Here is a 14,786-nt window from a genome sequence, read left to right on the forward strand (position 1 = left end):
GGCGGCGGCCCGTGCTTTACTTGTGCGGCTGGTTTCGGCTAGGATCGGCGCATCAGGCCATGCCGGCAGCGGCAGGTAATAAACAGCAAAACAGCAGATTCAGCAAGCGGAGACCATCATGAAAGTCAGCGACATCCTGCAGATCAAGGGCAACACGCTCTATACGGTGAAGCCGGAAACGTCACTGCTGCTGGCGGTCAACATCATGGCCGAGCACGATATCGGCTCGCTGGTGGTGATGGAATACGGCGACCTGGTCGGCATGCTGACCTTCCGCGAGATCATCAAGACGCTCTCCGCCAACGGCGGCAACGTCGGCACCACCAGCCTGCGCAAGGTCATGGACGACGCGCCGCTGACCTGCACCATGGAGACGGACGTCAATGAAGTCCGCCGCATGATGCTGGAGCGCCACACCCGTTACCTGCCGGTGCTGGACAACCGGACGCTGATGGGCGTGATTTCGTTTTACGACGTGGCCAAGGCCGTGGTGGAAGAGCAGAGCTTCGAGAACCGCATGCTCAAGGCCTACATCCGCGACTGGCCGGAAGAAAAGACCGATTGAGCCGCCATGGCGCGAGAGGCGCCACGTAGCGGCGGCCGGGTTGTGTCGATCGAGGCGCTGCGGGCTGTACTCCGTCCCGGGGCGCGGCCCGTAGTCCGTACAAGTGGTAAATGCCGCGCAACGACGCGGCATCTTTTTGAGCCGACCGCTACATGAGCGCTACATGAGCCAACAAAACCAATTCCGTCTGCTCCGCACGCGCCGCTTCGCGCCGTTTTTCTGGACCCAGTTCCTGGGCGCCATGAACGACAACCTGTTCAAGGTCGCCTTTACCTCGCTGGTCACCTACCATACGGCCCTGTTCGACGGCGTTGACGCCAAGAGCGCGGCATTCCTGATCTCGGCCATCTTTATCGCGCCGTTCGTGCTGTTCTCGGCCACCAGCGGCCAGATCGCCGACAAGATCGAGAAGTCCCGGCTGATCCGGCTGGTGAAGACGCTGGAAATCGCCATCATGCTGCTGGGGCTGGCGGGATTTGCCATGCACAGCGCGCCCTTGCTCTACACGGGCACCTTCCTGATGGGGCTGCACTCGACGCTGTTTGGGCCGGTCAAGTTCGCATACCTGCCGCAGCACCTTGACGAGACCGAACTGGTGGGCGGCAACGGCCTGGTGGAGATGGGCACCTTCGTGGCCATCCTGCTTGGCACCCTGCTTGGCGGCGAACTGGCCGGGCTGACCCATGGCGAGAAGATCGTGGGGCCGTTCTATGTCGGCGCAGCCTGCGTAGCGCTGGCGCTGGCCGGCCGCATGGTGTCCGCGCGCGTGCCGGACTCGCCGGCGCCGCAACCCGACCTGCGCATCAACTGGAACCCGTTTACCGAGACCTGGCGCAACCTCAAGCTGGCGCGCACCGACCGCACGGTGTTCCTGAGCCTGCTGGGGATTTCCTGGCTCTGGTTTTTGGGCGCGACCTTCCTCACCTCGTTTTTCAGCTTTTCCAAGGACGTGCTGGGCGGCGACCAGAACGTGGTGACGCTGCTGCTGGCGGTGTTCTCGCTGGGCATCGGCACCGGCTCACTGCTGTGCGAGCGGCTGTCTGGGCGGCATGTCGAGATCGGCCTGGTGCCGTTCGGCTCGATCGGCATGACGGTGTTCGCGATCGACCTGTTCTTCGCCAGCAGCGGCGAGCGGCACAGCGAACTGTCCGGGCTGGCCAGCTTTGCCGCCGACCCGCGCCACTGGCGCGTGCTGATCGACCTGTTCCTGCTGGCGATGTTTGGCGGCTTCTACAGCGTGCCGCTGTACGCGCTGATCCAGAGCCGCTGCGCGCCGACGCACCGGGCCCGCATCATCGCCGCCAACAACATCCTCAACAGCTTCTTCATGATCGGCTCCTCGCTGCTGGCGGTGGTGCTGACCCAGGCTGGCTTCAGCATTCCGCAGCTGTTCCTGGTGGTGGGGCTGCTCAACGCGGTGGTCGCCGTCTACATCTATTCGCTGGTGCCGGAGTTCCTGCTGCGCTTTATTGCCTGGATCCTGGTGCACACGGTGTATCGCCTGAAGCGCGTCAATGCCGAGCACATTCCGGCCGAGGGCGCGGCGGTGCTGGTGTGCAACCACGTCAGCTTTGCCGATGCGGTGGTGCTGATGGCCGCCAGCCCGCGGCCGGTGCGCTTCCTGATGGATCACCGCATCTTCAAGGTGCCGCTGATGTCGTGGTTCTTCCGCCAGGCCAAGGCGATCCCGATCGCGCCGGCGCACGAGGATCCGGTCATGCTGGAGCGCGCCTACGACGAAGTCGCGCGGGCGCTGGCCGGCGGCGACCTGGTCTGCATCTTCCCGGAGGGCAAGATCACGGCCACCGGCGAGCTCAATCCTTTCAAGCAGGGCGTGCAGCAGATCATCCGGCGCACCCCCGTGCCGGTCGTGCCGATGGCGCTGCGCGGGCTGTGGGGCAGCTTTTTCTCCCGCAAGGGCGGCAATGCCATGTCCCGGCCATTCCGGCGCGGCATCCTGAACCGGCTGGAGCTGGTCGTGGGCGACCCGATCGCGCCGGAACTGGCCACGCCGGAGGGCCTGCAGGAAGTCGTGCAGGGCTTGCGCGGCGAGTGGCGCTAACGACAAGCGAGAGGCGACAACCATGATCACCCTTTACACCTTCGGGCCGGCGTTCGGCCTGCCAGACGCCAGCCCTTTCGTCACCAAGGCCGACATGCTGCTCAAGCTCGCGGGGCTGCCGTACCGCGCCGCGCAGGGCGGCCTGCGGCGCGCGCCCAAGGGCAAGCTGCCCTATCTCGACGACGAGGGCCGCGTGGTGGCGGACTCCACGCTGATCCGCTGGCATCTGGAGAAGACCTACCACGTCGACTTCGATGAAGGGCTGACGCAGTCCCAGCGCGGCACGGCCTGGGCGGTCGAGAGGATGCTGGAAGATAACTTCTACTGGGCGGTGGCCGACGCGCGCTGGAACCACGACGCCAATTTTGCCCGGGGCCCGGCGACGTTTTTCCGCGCCGTGCCGTGGCCGGTGCGCGGGCTGGCGATGCGTTTTGTGCGCGCGAAGATCCGCCGCATCCTGTGGACGCAGGGGCTCGGGCGCCATAGCCCGGCCGATCTGGCCGCGATCGCCAGCCGCGATGTGGCGGCCGTGGCCGATGTGCTGGGCGGCCAGCCCTACCTGATGGGCGACAAGCCTTGCGGCGCCGACGCCACGGTCTTCGCCTTCATGGCCGGCGCGCTGTGCCCGCTGTTCGACACGCCGATCCGCACCGCCGCCGAATCCCAACCCAGCCTGGTGGCCTACGTGGCGCGGATGCGGGAGCGCTTCTATCCGGACCTGCAGGCGGCGCCCGCGCCCTGAGCGCGAGCCGGGGAGGGCCGGAAGGGCGGCAAAAGCCTTACAATGTAGCCCGTTCCCCAATTCTCACGCCCTGCGCGGTCTCCCATCATGTCCGGCAATACTCTCGGCCTGCTCTTCACTGTCACCACTTTTGGCGAATCGCACGGGCCGGCCATCGGCGCGGTGGTGGATGGCTGCCCGCCGGGCATGTCCCTGACCGAGGCCGACATCCAGCTGGACCTGGATCGCCGCAAGCCCGGCACCTCGCGCCACGTCACGCAGCGCCAGGAGCCCGACCAGGTCGAGATCCTCTCCGGCGTGTTCGAGGGCAAGACCACCGGCACGCCGATCTGCCTGCTGATCCGCAACACCGACCAGCGCAGCAAGGACTACGGCAATATCGTCGAGACCTTCCGCCCGGGCCACGCCGACTACACCTACTGGCAGAAGTACGGCATCCGCGACTATCGCGGCGGCGGCCGCTCGTCGGCCCGCCTGACGGCACCGGTGGTGGCGGCGGCGGCCGTGGCCAGGAAGTGGCTGCGCGAGCAGTACGGCACCGAGATCCGGGGCTATATGTCGCAGCTGGGCGAAGTCCGCGTGCCGTTCGTGGACTGGGCGGAAGTGCCGGAAAATCCCTTCTTCGCCCCCAATGCGGAGATCGTGCCGGAGCTGGAAACCTACATGGACGCGCTGCGCCGCGACGGCGACTCCGTCGGCGCGCGCATCGAGGTGGTGGCGAGCCATGTGCCGGTGGGCCTGGGCGAGCCGCTGTTCGACAAGCTCGATGCGGATATCGCGCATGCCATGATGGGCATCAACGCCGTCAAGGGCGTGGAGATCGGCGCGGGGTTCGAGAGCGTGAGCCAGCGCGGCAGCGTGCATGGCGACTCGCTCAGCGCCGAAGGCTTCCGCGGCAATAACGCCGGCGGCGTGCTTGGCGGTATCTCGACCGGCCAGGACGTCACCGTCTCGCTGGCAATCAAGCCTACCTCCAGCATCCGCACCCCGCGCGAATCCATCGACAAGGCAGGCCAGCCCGCCACGGTGGAAACCTTCGGCCGCCATGATCCCTGCGTGGGCATCCGCGCCACCCCTATTGCCGAAGCCATGCTGGCGCTGGTGCTGATGGACCATGCGCTGCGCCACCGCGCCCAGTGCGGCGACGTCAAGGTCGATACCCCGCGCATTCCTGCCCAGTCGCCGCAGTCCGGCCAGTCGCGCTGAGTTGGCGCAGGCGGAACAACACGCCCGCGCCGCGGGTGCCGGGCGCGTCTCCGAGACGCGCTTCGGCCTGTTTTACCTCGGCTACTACGGCTACGTCGGCGTCATCTCTCCCTATGTGAGCCTGTTCTTCGCCGGGCGCGGTTTTTCCCCGGTGCAGATCGGCGTGCTGATGGCCTGCTTCCAGGTCAGCCGCATCGTCGGCCCGTATTTCTGGGGCTGGCTGTCCGATGTGATGCACACCCGCGTGCGCCTGCTGCGCCTGGCCGCCGTGACATCCCTGCTGGCCTTCCTGATGGTGCCCGGCGTTACCAGCTATGGCGGCATGATGGCGATGATGATCGGGCTGAACCTGATCACCAGCGCCATGTCTCCGCTGGGCGACGCGCTCACCATTTCCACGCTGCGCCGCTACGGCGCCTTCGATTACCGCTACGGGCGCATCCGCATGTTCGGTTCGGCCGGCTTTATTGCGGCCGTGCTGCTGGGCGGGGCGCTGTTCGAGCGCTACGGCATGGAGGCGTTCCCGTGGCTGGCGAGCGCCATGCTGGCGCTGTTCCTGGTGGTGGTGTTCGGCATGCGGGATGCGCCCGACGACGGGCCGCGCGTCAAGCCGCCGCCGGCGCTGCCGCTGCTGCGCCGTCCCGATGTGAGCTGGTTCTTCGGCTCGGCGTTCCTGATGATGTTCGCCCATGCCGCGCTGTACGTGTTCTATTCGCTGTACCTGGAGCAGCTTGGCTACAGCAAGTTCGCCATCGGCGTGATGTGGACCATCGGCGTGGTGGCCGAGATCGTTTTCTTCTTTTACCAGGGGCGGTTGTTCGCAAGCGTACCGTTGCGCCCCATCCTGGCCGGCACCTTCGTGCTGGCCGCGATCCGCTTTGGCCTGACAGGCTACTTTGCCCAGCTGTCATGGCTGATGGCGCTGGTGCAGGTCCTGCACGCGGCCACCTTCGGCGCGCACCATAGTGCCAGCCTGAAACGCCTGCAGCGCTGGTTCGCGGGCCCCTTGCAGGGGCGTGGCCAGGCCCTATACACCGGCCTTTCCTACGGCCTTGGCGGCACCTGCGGCGGGCTGGCGATGGGGTGGACCTGGAAGGCGCTCGGGCCCGCTCACACGTTCGGGCTGGCGGCACTGGCGGCGGCGGGCGGCGCGCTGTGCGCGTTCATGACGTTCCGTGCGGAGGCGGCTTCCGACGCCAAGGCGGATGCCGCCCCGGCCGGGCGCTGACGCGCGCCGGCGTTTGGATCGCTCAGGGCTTCACAGCAGGCTTGCCACGTGCTCGGCCAGCGCCAGCGACGACGTCAGCCCCGGCGACTCGATGCCAAACAGGTTGACCAGCCCGGGCACGCCATGGGTAGCGGGGCCGTCGATGCGGAAATCCGCCGCCGGCTCGCCCGGGCCGCTGATCTTGGGGCGGATGCCGGCATAGCCCGGCTGCAGCGCGCCATCGGCCAGCCCCGGCCAGTAATTCCGCACTTCACCGTAAAAGCTGTCGGCATCGGCCGGATCCACGCCGTACTCGATCTCGTCGATCCAGCGCACATTGGGGCCGAAGCGCGCCTGGCCGCCCAGGTCGATCGTCAGGTGCACGCCCAGGCCGGCGGCCTCCGGCACCGGGTAGATCAGGCGCGAGAAGGGGGCGCGCCCGGCCAGCGTGAAGTAGCAGCCTTTGGCGTAGTACTGCGATGGAATATGTGCGGCAGGCATGCCTTCGATGCTGCGCGCCAGCGCCGGCGCGGTCAGGCCGGCCGAGTTGATCACGGTGCGGGCCAGCAGCGTGGTGGCGGCCGCCTCGCCCTGGCTGCCCACGTCGAGGCGGATGCCGTCCGGCATCACGGCGCCGCCGGCCACGGGCGACTGCACCGCCAGCATGGCGCCGGCGTTCTCGGCGTCGCCCAGCAAGGCCAGCATCAGGCCATGGCTGTCGACGATGCCGGTGGATGACGAGAGCAGGGCGGCGCGGCATTGCAGGTTTGGCTCCAGCGCCTGCGCCTCGGCCTGGCTGAGCAACTGCAGGTCATGCACGCCATTGGCCGCGGCCTTGGCCCGGATGCCTTCCAGCGTGGCGACCTGGGCCTCGGTGGTGGCTACGATCAGCTTGCCGCAGCGCTGGTGTTGAATGTGGTGCGAGGCGCAGTAGTCGTACAGCATGGCCTTGCCGCGCACGCACATCGCGGCCTTGAGCGAGCCGGCCGGATAGTAGATGCCGGCGTGGATCACTTCGCTGTTGCGCGCGCTGGTGATGGTGCCGAAGGCGTTCTCGGCTTCCAGGATGATGACTTCGCGGCCCTGCATGGCCAGTTGTCTCGCCACGGCCAGGCCCACTACGCCTGCGCCGATTACCACGCAATCTACTTGTTCCATTGTCGTTCTCTGCTGATGCGGCCGGCGCCTGTCAGGCGCGATGCGTGCCGCGGGTCCCTGGATTGTGTTGTGCGGTGGATAGGCCCTGCGCTCTGCGCGCCAGGGCTTAACGCAAAGTCAGCCCCATGCGCTTGGCTGCCGCGCCGAGGTGCCTGCGTGCGGCTTGGCGCGCCGCGCTGGCGTTGCCGGCGGCAATGGCCTCCACCAGCGCGGTGTGCTCGCTGTCCGCGCCCTGCGAGCCGCCGCGAAAGCGGGCGGCGTTTTCCCAGGCGGTTTGCCGCGCCGCCAGCATGTGCTGGCCAACAAAATCGGTCAGGCCAGTGAAGCAGGGGTTGTGCGCGGCCTGCGCGATGGCGTGGTGGAACGCCACGTCGGCGGCTGCGGCGCTGGTGAAATCTCCGGCGTGCTCGCGCATCGCGGCCAGCGCGGCGTGGATGGCTTGCAGGTCCTCGTCGGTGCGGCGCAGCGCGGCCATTTCGGCGCAGGCGCACTCCACCACCATGCGCAACTCGAATAGCTGGGCCGGGGTCGGGCCGCCTTGCAATTCGGGGGCCATGCGCCATACCTGGCCGCCGGGCATGTCCGATACATAGGCACCCGAGCCTTTGCGCGTGACCAGCAGCCCATCCGCCTTCAGTTGTGCAATGGCCTCCCTGACGATGGGGCGGCTCACGCCAAAGGTCTCGCCGAGGGCGGCTTCGGCCGGGAGCCGGGCGCCGGCGGCAAAGCGGCCGGCCGCGATGTCGGCGCGCAGGGCGTCGGCGATACGTGCGGCAAGCGAGGCGGGGCGGCTTAGGACGGTCATCGATAAATATGTAAGGCTGTCAGACAGCTTGTGGCGAGATTTTGCGAGGAAAACGGGCCGGCGTCAAGGCATGCCTGTCCTCTTGGTCGTCGGATTGTTCTTAAGGTTTTCCAGGAATGCGCCGATAGCAAACTGGATGAGATGCGCTATTCACTTGGTACATCGCGGCGCCTTGAGGCAGCCGCGCCAGCCGCTCTGTGCACTGAGCGCCTCGCTAGGTGGTGGCCGGGACGACCGTTCCTGCGTTCCCGTAGCCGCTGTTGGATCTGCCACGCCCGCTGCCCGGGCGTTCACCGGTGCTAACCATGATTGCACTCACCCCTAACGATCTCCCCGTCGGCCAGCCCTTGCCTTGGTCCTTGCTGGACGAGGCAGGCAATCTCGTGCTCGGCAGCGGCAGCGTGATTCCCGAGGACCGCGACGTCGCCCTGGTGTTCCGTCATGGCACTGTGTGCCGGCCAGAGGACGACCCAGGCGAGCCGGGCGAACCGACGGACAGCGGGCGGCTGGTCAGTGCGGGGCCGCTTGGCCTGCAGGTAGGCACGCTGCTGCAGCTCAAATCGCCGGGGCAGACCGGGCGCGCCGCGGCCAGCCGGCTGATCGGATTTGTCGAGCAGGGCCTGTTCGTGACCTGGCCGCAGCTCGGCGGGAAGGAACTGCAGCTCAAGCCCGGCGAGACGGTGTTGCTGCGCGGTTTTTCCGGTCACGCCATCCTCAGTTTCGAGTCGACGGTAACCGCCATCTGCCGCAGTCCATTCCGCTACCTGGTCTTGTCGGCGCCGGCCGAGCCGCAGCAGATGCCGGTGCGCAAGGCGACCCGCGTGCCGACGCGGCTGGCGGCTTACCTGGTTGATCCCGGCAGCACGGATGAGGAGGCCGCGGCACAGCACCAGCCTGCCCGCCTGGTGTTGCTGACCGACCTGAGCACTGGCGGCGCGCAGATCCAGATCGCCGGCGCGGTGCCGGCATCCGGTGCGCCGGTACGCTTGTGCTTCCATCTGCGCACCGCCGCGCTGGACAGCGAGATCATGGTCGACGGGACGGTGCGCAACGCATCGCCTGCCGAGGGTGATGCGGAGTTTCCCACGTTCGGCGTTGCGTTCGACGCGCTCGGCGAGCGCGAGCTGACGCTGCTCCAGTGCTATATCTATGAGCAGTTGCTGGCAAATGCCAGCATGCAGGTCACCGCCGCGTGAGAAGGGGCGGCGTTTGGAGCAATCCTGCTAACACGGATTCTTGCCCGAATCACGCTTCCCGTTTCTACTGTCCCTTACAAGAGAATCGGGCACGGCATGCTGGCGTTGCGGCGGGCCGGTATCCCGATAATCCCGATCCCTGCCCCAAGGAGACATCTTGAAGCGCATATTCCGCCTTGGCGCGCACTTGCGCGCGCCCATCCTGGCGGCCCTGCTAGCCGTTGCCATGCCAGCCATGGCCGATATCGCGCAGGGCGGCGGCCAGACGAGCGCTTTGTCGATGGACGAGCGCGCGCTGGGACTGGAAGATCTATCGAGTGGAACCAAGTCAGTTAGCGCCGACGCCGGCGCTGACGGCGCACGCCTGCTGGCCGGGATGTCGCCCCTGGATGTGGCTTCGGCCACCGCCCTTGGCAAGCCGCGCGAGGCTGGCGGCATGACGGACGTGGTGCTGGCCCTGATCGACGGGATCGGGCAGGTGCCGCTCGCCGGCCCGGCACTCATCACGCTGATTGCTGGCGTGGCCGATGTGATTGGCTGGTATCAGAGCGTGACTGACGACAAGCCGCTCTACCATGATTCACTGACGTCGCCCGCGACGTCGAGCCCGCAGGCCTGAGCCCCCCAAAAAAAACGGCACCGGATCCGGTGCCATTTTTTTTGCCCTGCGGCGAACTTACATGCCCACGTAGTTCGGGCCGCCGCCGCCTTCCGGCGTCACCCATACGATATTCTGGGTGGGATCCTTGATGTCGCAGGTCTTGCAGTGCACACAGTTCTGCGCGTTGATCTGCAGGCGCTCCTTGCCGTCGTCGTTCTGCACGAACTCGTACACGCCGGCTGGGCAGTAGCGGCTTTCGGGGCCGGCAAACTTGTCCCAGTTGACATTGACGGGGACGCTTGCGTCCTTGAGCGTCAAGTGGGCCGGCTGGTTTTCCTCATGGTTGGTGTTGCTGATGAACACCGAGCTGAGGCGGTCGAAGGTGAGCTTGCCGTCCGGCTTCGGGTAGACGATCTGCGGGCACTCGGCGGCCGGCTTGAGGTAGACGTGGTCCGGCTTCACGCGGTGGATGGTCCAGGGCGGGTTGCGGATGCCCAGCTTGGGCAGCAGCCATTGCTCGATGCCGGTCATCAGCGTGGCGGTGGTGCGGCCCTTCTTGAACCACTGCTTGAAATTCTTTGCCTGCAGCAGTTCCTTGTGCAGCCAGCTGTTCTCGAAGGCGGTCGGGTAGGCCGTCAGTTCGTCGTGCTGGCGGTTGGCCTGCAGCGCGTCATAGGCGGCTTCGGCGGCCATCATGCCGGTCTTGATGGCAGCGTGGCTGCCCTTGATGCGCGAGGCGTTCAGGTAACCGGCGTCGCAGCCGACCAGGGCGCCACCCGGGAATACGGTCTTGGGCAGCGACAGCAGGCCGCCGGCCGTAATGGCGCGCGCGCCGTAGCTGATGCGCTTGCCGCCTTCAAAGTACGTGCGGATTTCCGGGTGCGTCTTGAAGCGCTGGAACTCCTCGAACGGGGAGAGCCAGGGGTTGGTGTAGTCCAGGCCCACCACGAAGCCCACGGCGACCTTGTTGTCTTCCATGTGGTACAGGAAGGAGCCGCCGTAGGTGGCCGGGTCCAGCGGCCAGCCGGCGGTGTGCACCACCAGGCCCGGCTGGTGCTTGGCGGGATCGATCTCCCACAGCTCTTTCAGGCCGATGCCGTAGCTTTGCGGATCCTTGCCGTCGTCGAGCTTGTACTTGGCGATCAGCTGCTTGCCCAGGTGGCCGCGCGACCCTTCGGCGAAGATGGTGTATTTGGCGTGCAGCTCCATGCCGAGCTGGAAATTCTCGGTCGGCTCGCCTTCCTTGTTGATGCCCATGTTGCCGGTGGCCACGCCCTTGACCGAGCCGTCATCGTTGTAGAGCACCTCGGCGGCCGGGAAGCCCGGGAAGATCTCAACGCCCAGGCCTTCGGCCTGTTGCCCCAGCCAGCGCGTGAAGTTGGACAGGCTGACGATGTAGTTGCCGTGGTTGTGGAAGCACTCCGGCAGCAGGACGGACGGCGTGGCTTTGGAGCCGGTTTCGTTGAGGAACAGGAACTTGTCTTCAGCGACCGGTTGGTTCAGCGGGGCGCCAAGTTCCTTCCAGTTGGGGATCAGCTCATTCAGTGCAATCGGGTCCATGATGGCGCCGGACAGGATGTGGGCGCCCGGCTCGGAGCCCTTTTCCAGCACGCAGACATTGACCTCGGTGCCTTTCTCCTGGGCGAGCTGCTTCAGGCGGATGGCGGTCGCCAGGCCGGCGGGGCCGCCGCCAACGATGACGACGTCGTATTCCATGGCCTCGCGGGGGCCGTACTGCTCCAGGAGCTGTTGCTGATTCATTGTCTCTAACCCTCTATTCTTGGCAACTTGCGCGCAATTGTGGGAAATGCCGTGTTCGGTAGTACCGGGGATGCGATGATCGGGGGGAACTTGGGGCAGGGGCGGCGCGGCGCACTCGCCAAATCGTGGCGGCCATGCGCGTTTTTCCTCTTTCCCTTTGTGGCCCGAGTTCTTAGAATCTCCGGCATTGTCCGGGACTCGCCATGGTCAGGCAAGATTTTTTTTGGAACGACCGTTCTTTTTTTTGATATGCTGCCTTCGGTTTCAGCAGGCAGATTTCGCGAGGAGCGCCCGTTGGCCGTGGCCATGGCAGGCGGCGCCGGGGGCTCCCGAACATAGAGGCCATTATGGGATTGTCGATCAATCTGGAAGGCAAGGTCGCGCTGGTGACAGGCGCTTCAAGCGGTCTGGGCACGCGGTTTGCCCACGTCCTGGCGAGTGCCGGCGCCAAGGTCATCCTGGCGTCGCGGCGTACCGAGCGGCTCAAGGAGCTGCGTGCCGCGATCGAGGCCGAGGGCGGCAGCGCGCACGTGGTGCAGCTCGACGTGACCGACCACGACAGCGTGCGTTCCGCGGTGGCGCATGCCGAGACCGAGGCCGGGGCGATCGACATCCTGGTCAATAACTCGGGCGTCTCCACCACCCAGCGCCTGACCGACGTAACCCCTGACGACTTCGATTTCGTCTTCGACACCAATACCCGGGGCGCATTCTTCGTGGCGCAGGAAGTGGCCAAGCGCATGATTGCGCGCGCCAAGGGCGCCGAGAAGAACGGCAATCCGCTGCCCCAGTCGCGCATCGTCAATATCGCCTCGGTCGCCGGGCTCAAGGTGCTCTCGCAGATCGGCGTGTACTGCATGAGCAAGGCCGCGGTGGTGCACATGACCAAGTCGATGGCGCTGGAGTGGGCGCGCCATGGCATCAACGTCAACGCCATCTGCCCCGGTTATATCGACACCGATATCAACCACCACCATTGGGACACCGACGCCGGCCAGAAGCTGGTCCAGATGCTGCCCCGCAAGCGCGTGGGCAAGCCTGAGGACCTGGACGGCCTGCTGTTGCTGCTGGCGTCCGACCAGTCGGCATTCATCAACGGCGCGATCATTACCGCCGACGACGGCATGGTGTAGCCGCCAGAAGGGGCGGCGCACGCTTCGCGTGCGCTTGCCGGCAGGTTGGCCCTGGCCCGCGCCAAAAGCGGCGGCGGGGCGTGCGATTCACGGTCCCTGGGCGTACCGGTCCCCTTGGGCACCCTGCGGAATCGATGGCCTGCCGGATCCCCATGGCCAGAAGACTGCCTGTTGGCGCGAGCCCGCGTGGGGCGCATGGGTGCCCCTGTCCAGCAGGCGTAACGCGCGGCATGGAGCAAAAGTTCCCGCGCGCTCTGCAAGTCTTGGCATAATCCGCCATGTCTTGAGATTAAGTCTTTACATAATTCAAAGAGAAAATCCGTGCGCAGCCAGCGGCGCCGCGCGGACCGGACCGGAGGCCGGGGAGATGCAAGCAGATCGGGAGGGGCGGCGCGATGCCGACCCAAAACACGTCACGGCCATGCCTGACGAGACTGGCGCCAGCCAGCAAGGGGACAGCGGCTTCAAGGTATCGCCGCGAATTGAAGACTGGGTTGGCGTGATCGTCATGGTGCTGCTGGTGTGCATCACCTTCGCCAACGTGGTGGTCCGTTATTTCACCGATGAATCGTTTGCCTGGACCGAGGAATTCTCGGTCTTCCTGATGATCGTGCTGGCCCTGGTGGCAGGCAGCGCGGCCGTGGCGCGCGACCGCAATATCCGCATCGAGTTCTTTTTCGATCGCGGCAGCGCGGCGCGGCAGCGGCGCCTGGCGGTGCTGTCGGCGGTGGCCGTTGCGGTCATGTTCATCGCGCTGGCGGTGCTGGGCGCTCGCGTGGCGTGGGACGAATACACGTTTGGAGAGACCTCGCCCGGCATTGGCGTGCCTAGCTGGTGGTACTCCGTCTGGCTGCCGGTGCTGTCCGCCGCCATCGCGCTGCGGGCATTTGGCGTAGCGGTGCGCAACCTGCGCGCGCTCAAGGCCCTGCATGCCGAGCGCATCGACGGCGCAGCGGCGTCGGAGTCCACGCCATGACCCTCATTGCCATTATCCTGTTCGTGGTGTTCCTGGGCTTGATGATGCTGGGCGTGCCGATCGGCGTGTCGCTGGGCCTTGGCGGCCTGGTGGCGATCGGCCTGTCCAACCTGGACACCCAGATGTTCGGCCTGCTGGCCGTGCCGCAGAATTTCTACGCCGGCCTGGGCAAGTACCCGCTGCTGGCGATCCCGATGTTCGTGCTGGTCGGCTCGATCTTCGACCGTTCTGGCGTGGCGCAGCGGCTGGTGACCTTCGCCATCGCCATCGTCGGGCGCGGTCCGGGCATGCTGCCGCTGGTGGCCATCCTGGTCGCCATGTTCCTGGGCGGCATCTCCGGCTCCGGCCCGGCCAATGCGGCCGCGGTGGGCGGGGTGATGATCGCCGCGATGTCGCGGGCCGGCTATCCAGGCGCGTACAGCGCGGCCGTGGTCGGCGCTGCCGCGGCGACCGACATCCTGATCCCACCGTCCGTTGCGTTCATCATCTACAGCGTGCTGGTGCCCGGCGCCTCGGTGCCGGCGCTGTTTGCCGCCGGCATGATCCCCGGCATCCTGGCCGGCGTGGCGCTGATCGTGCCGGCCGTCTGGCTGGCGCGCAAGCACAATATGGGCGCCATCGAGGCCGGCTTGCCGCGTCCGCCGTTCTGGAAGAGCCTGCGCGAAGCGGCCTGGGGCCTGGTCGCGCCGTTCCTGATCCTGGGCGGCATGCGCGCGGGCTGGTTCACGCCAACCGAGGCCGCCGTGGTGGCGGTGGTGTACGGCCTGTTCGTCGGCATGGTGATCTACCGCAGCATCGGCATGCGCGACCTGTTCGTGATCTTCCAGGAGGCGGCGGAGACTTCCGCGGTGATCCTGCTGGTGGTGGCGCTGGCCGGCATCTTTGCCTACGCGCTGTCCACGCTGGGCGTGATCGATCCGCTGGCCAATGCCATCGCGCATTCCGGGCTGGGCGAATACGGCGTGCTGGCGCTGATCGTGGCCTTGTTGATGACGGTGGGGATGTTCCTCGACGGCATCTCAATCTTCCTGATCTTCGTGCCGCTGCTGCTGCCGATCGCCAATGCCTTCCACTGGAACCCGGTGTGGTTTGGCGTGGTGCTGACGCTCAAGGTCGCGCTGGGCCAGTTCACGCCGCCGCTGGCGGTGAACCTGATGGTCTCGTGCCGGATCGCGCGCGTGCGCATGGAAGAGACCGTGCCCTGGGTGGTGTGGATGCTGCTGGCGATGTTTGTCGCCATGCTGCTGGTGCTGGCCTTCCCGCCGCTGGCGACCTGGCTGCCTGACTACCTGGGTTATTAAGGCTGAAGCGGGAGTTTGCTGGCGTTCATCAGGCAGGGCGGGACTGGCTCCCGCGCTGCCAGGTCCGCGCTGG

13 protein-coding genes are annotated in these 14,786 nt (G+C 66.5%); 10 read left to right on the plus strand and 3 right to left on the minus strand.

Going from position 1 to position 14,786, the window contains the following annotated elements; translation table 11 throughout:
* Nucleotides 1–118 precede the first annotated feature (118 nt).
* The 5 genes from ACX12D_RS06955 (at nt 119) to ACX12D_RS06975 (ending at nt 5,803) form a co-directional block, all read left to right on the plus strand.
* Nucleotides 119–565, plus strand: coding sequence for a CBS domain-containing protein (locus ACX12D_RS06955; RefSeq protein WP_006163173.1), 447 nt, complete (start codon nt 119–121; stop codon nt 563–565).
* 163 nt (nt 566–728) lie between these two features.
* Nucleotides 729–2,627 (plus strand): MFS transporter, encoded by a 1,899-nt coding sequence (locus ACX12D_RS06960; protein WP_459373417.1) that lies wholly within the window; start codon nt 729–731, stop codon nt 2,625–2,627.
* A 22-nt stretch (nt 2,628–2,649) separates the two neighbouring features.
* Nucleotides 2,650–3,369 (plus strand): glutathione S-transferase C-terminal domain-containing protein, encoded by a 720-nt coding sequence (locus tag ACX12D_RS06965; RefSeq protein WP_459373418.1) that lies wholly within the window; start codon nt 2,650–2,652, stop codon nt 3,367–3,369.
* An 87-nt stretch (nt 3,370–3,456) separates the two neighbouring features.
* Nucleotides 3,457–4,575, plus strand: coding sequence for a chorismate synthase (gene aroC, locus ACX12D_RS06970; RefSeq protein WP_309405460.1), 1,119 nt, complete (start codon nt 3,457–3,459; stop codon nt 4,573–4,575).
* A gap of 1 nt (nt 4,576) precedes the next feature.
* The gene (locus tag ACX12D_RS06975) at nt 4,577–5,803 is read left to right on the plus strand and encodes an MFS transporter (RefSeq protein ID WP_459373419.1); all 1,227 of its coding nucleotides are present in this window, start codon (nt 4,577–4,579) and stop codon (nt 5,801–5,803) included.
* A 30-nt stretch (nt 5,804–5,833) separates the two neighbouring features.
* On the opposite strand, the gene ACX12D_RS06980 is transcribed toward ACX12D_RS06975, so the two are convergent.
* Both ACX12D_RS06980 and ACX12D_RS06985 read right to left on the minus strand, forming a co-directional pair.
* Nucleotides 5,834–6,940 (minus strand): NAD(P)/FAD-dependent oxidoreductase, encoded by a 1,107-nt coding sequence (locus tag ACX12D_RS06980; RefSeq protein WP_459373420.1) that lies wholly within the window; start codon nt 6,938–6,940, stop codon nt 5,834–5,836.
* Nucleotides 6,941–7,046: 106 nt separating this feature from the next.
* Complete coding sequence (locus tag ACX12D_RS06985) at nt 7,047–7,745, minus strand: FadR/GntR family transcriptional regulator (protein WP_459373421.1); 699 nt, start codon at nt 7,743–7,745, stop codon at nt 7,047–7,049.
* A gap of 305 nt (nt 7,746–8,050) precedes the next feature.
* Here ACX12D_RS06985 and ACX12D_RS06990 point away from each other — a divergent pair, with 305 nt between their 5' ends.
* Together ACX12D_RS06990 and ACX12D_RS06995 are read left to right on the plus strand one after the other, a co-directional pair.
* Nucleotides 8,051–8,941 (plus strand): flagellar brake protein, encoded by an 891-nt coding sequence (locus ACX12D_RS06990; RefSeq protein ID WP_459373422.1) that lies wholly within the window; start codon nt 8,051–8,053, stop codon nt 8,939–8,941.
* Between the two features lie 157 nt (nt 8,942–9,098).
* A complete protein-coding gene (locus ACX12D_RS06995; protein ID WP_459373423.1) occupies nt 9,099–9,560 on the plus strand; it encodes a hypothetical protein in 462 nt (153 codons plus the stop codon).
* 57 nt (nt 9,561–9,617) lie between these two features.
* Here the strand turns inward: ACX12D_RS06995 and ACX12D_RS07000 are convergent, their stop codons facing one another.
* Complete coding sequence (locus ACX12D_RS07000) at nt 9,618–11,303, minus strand: electron transfer flavoprotein-ubiquinone oxidoreductase (protein ID WP_459373425.1); 1,686 nt, start codon at nt 11,301–11,303, stop codon at nt 9,618–9,620.
* A 347-nt stretch (nt 11,304–11,650) separates the two neighbouring features.
* Here ACX12D_RS07000 and ACX12D_RS07005 point away from each other — a divergent pair, with 347 nt between their 5' ends.
* The 3 genes from ACX12D_RS07005 to ACX12D_RS07015 all read left to right on the plus strand — a co-directional run bounded on the left by ACX12D_RS07005 (nt 11,651) and on the right by ACX12D_RS07015 (nt 14,713).
* Entirely contained in the window at nt 11,651–12,436 is a 786-nt protein-coding gene (locus ACX12D_RS07005) for an SDR family oxidoreductase (RefSeq protein WP_043345010.1), read from the plus strand.
* Between the two features lie 367 nt (nt 12,437–12,803).
* A complete protein-coding gene (locus ACX12D_RS07010) occupies nt 12,804–13,412 on the plus strand; it encodes a TRAP transporter small permease (RefSeq protein ID WP_459373426.1) in 609 nt (202 codons plus the stop codon).
* Nucleotides 13,409–14,713 carry a TRAP transporter large permease gene (locus ACX12D_RS07015; protein ID WP_150983918.1) on the plus strand — a complete coding sequence of 435 codons (1,305 nt, stop codon included), beginning with the start codon at nt 13,409–13,411 and terminating at the stop codon, nt 14,711–14,713. The genes ACX12D_RS07010 and ACX12D_RS07015 overlap by 4 nt, the downstream gene beginning before the upstream one ends.
* Nucleotides 14,714–14,786: the final 73 nt, after the last annotated feature.

Source organism: Cupriavidus sp. PET2-C1 (assembly GCF_054515855.1).

Excerpts from the sequence above, each read along its gene's own strand:
- ACX12D_RS07000 (WP_459373425.1), bottom strand. The coding sequence starts at position 11,303 with ATGAATCAGCAACAGCTCCTGGAGCAGTACGGCCCCCGCGAGGCCATG.
- ACX12D_RS06980 (WP_459373420.1), bottom strand. The coding sequence starts at position 6,940 with ATGGAACAAGTAGATTGCGTGGTAATCGGCGCAGGCGTAGTGGGCCTG.
- ACX12D_RS07005 (WP_043345010.1), top strand. The coding sequence starts at position 11,651 with ATGGGATTGTCGATCAATCTGGAAGGCAAGGTCGCGCTGGTGACAGGC.
- ACX12D_RS06985 (WP_459373421.1), bottom strand. The coding sequence starts at position 7,745 with ATGACCGTCCTAAGCCGCCCCGCCTCGCTTGCCGCACGTATCGCCGAC.
- ACX12D_RS07010 (WP_459373426.1), top strand. The coding sequence starts at position 12,804 with ATGCAAGCAGATCGGGAGGGGCGGCGCGATGCCGACCCAAAACACGTC.
- aroC (WP_309405460.1), top strand. The coding sequence starts at position 3,457 with ATGTCCGGCAATACTCTCGGCCTGCTCTTCACTGTCACCACTTTTGGC.
- ACX12D_RS06990 (WP_459373422.1), top strand. The coding sequence starts at position 8,051 with ATGATTGCACTCACCCCTAACGATCTCCCCGTCGGCCAGCCCTTGCCT.
- ACX12D_RS06960 (WP_459373417.1), top strand. The coding sequence starts at position 729 with ATGAGCCAACAAAACCAATTCCGTCTGCTCCGCACGCGCCGCTTCGCG.
- ACX12D_RS06955 (WP_006163173.1), top strand. The coding sequence starts at position 119 with ATGAAAGTCAGCGACATCCTGCAGATCAAGGGCAACACGCTCTATACG.
- ACX12D_RS06965 (WP_459373418.1), top strand. The coding sequence starts at position 2,650 with ATGATCACCCTTTACACCTTCGGGCCGGCGTTCGGCCTGCCAGACGCC.
- ACX12D_RS07015 (WP_150983918.1), top strand. The coding sequence starts at position 13,409 with ATGACCCTCATTGCCATTATCCTGTTCGTGGTGTTCCTGGGCTTGATG.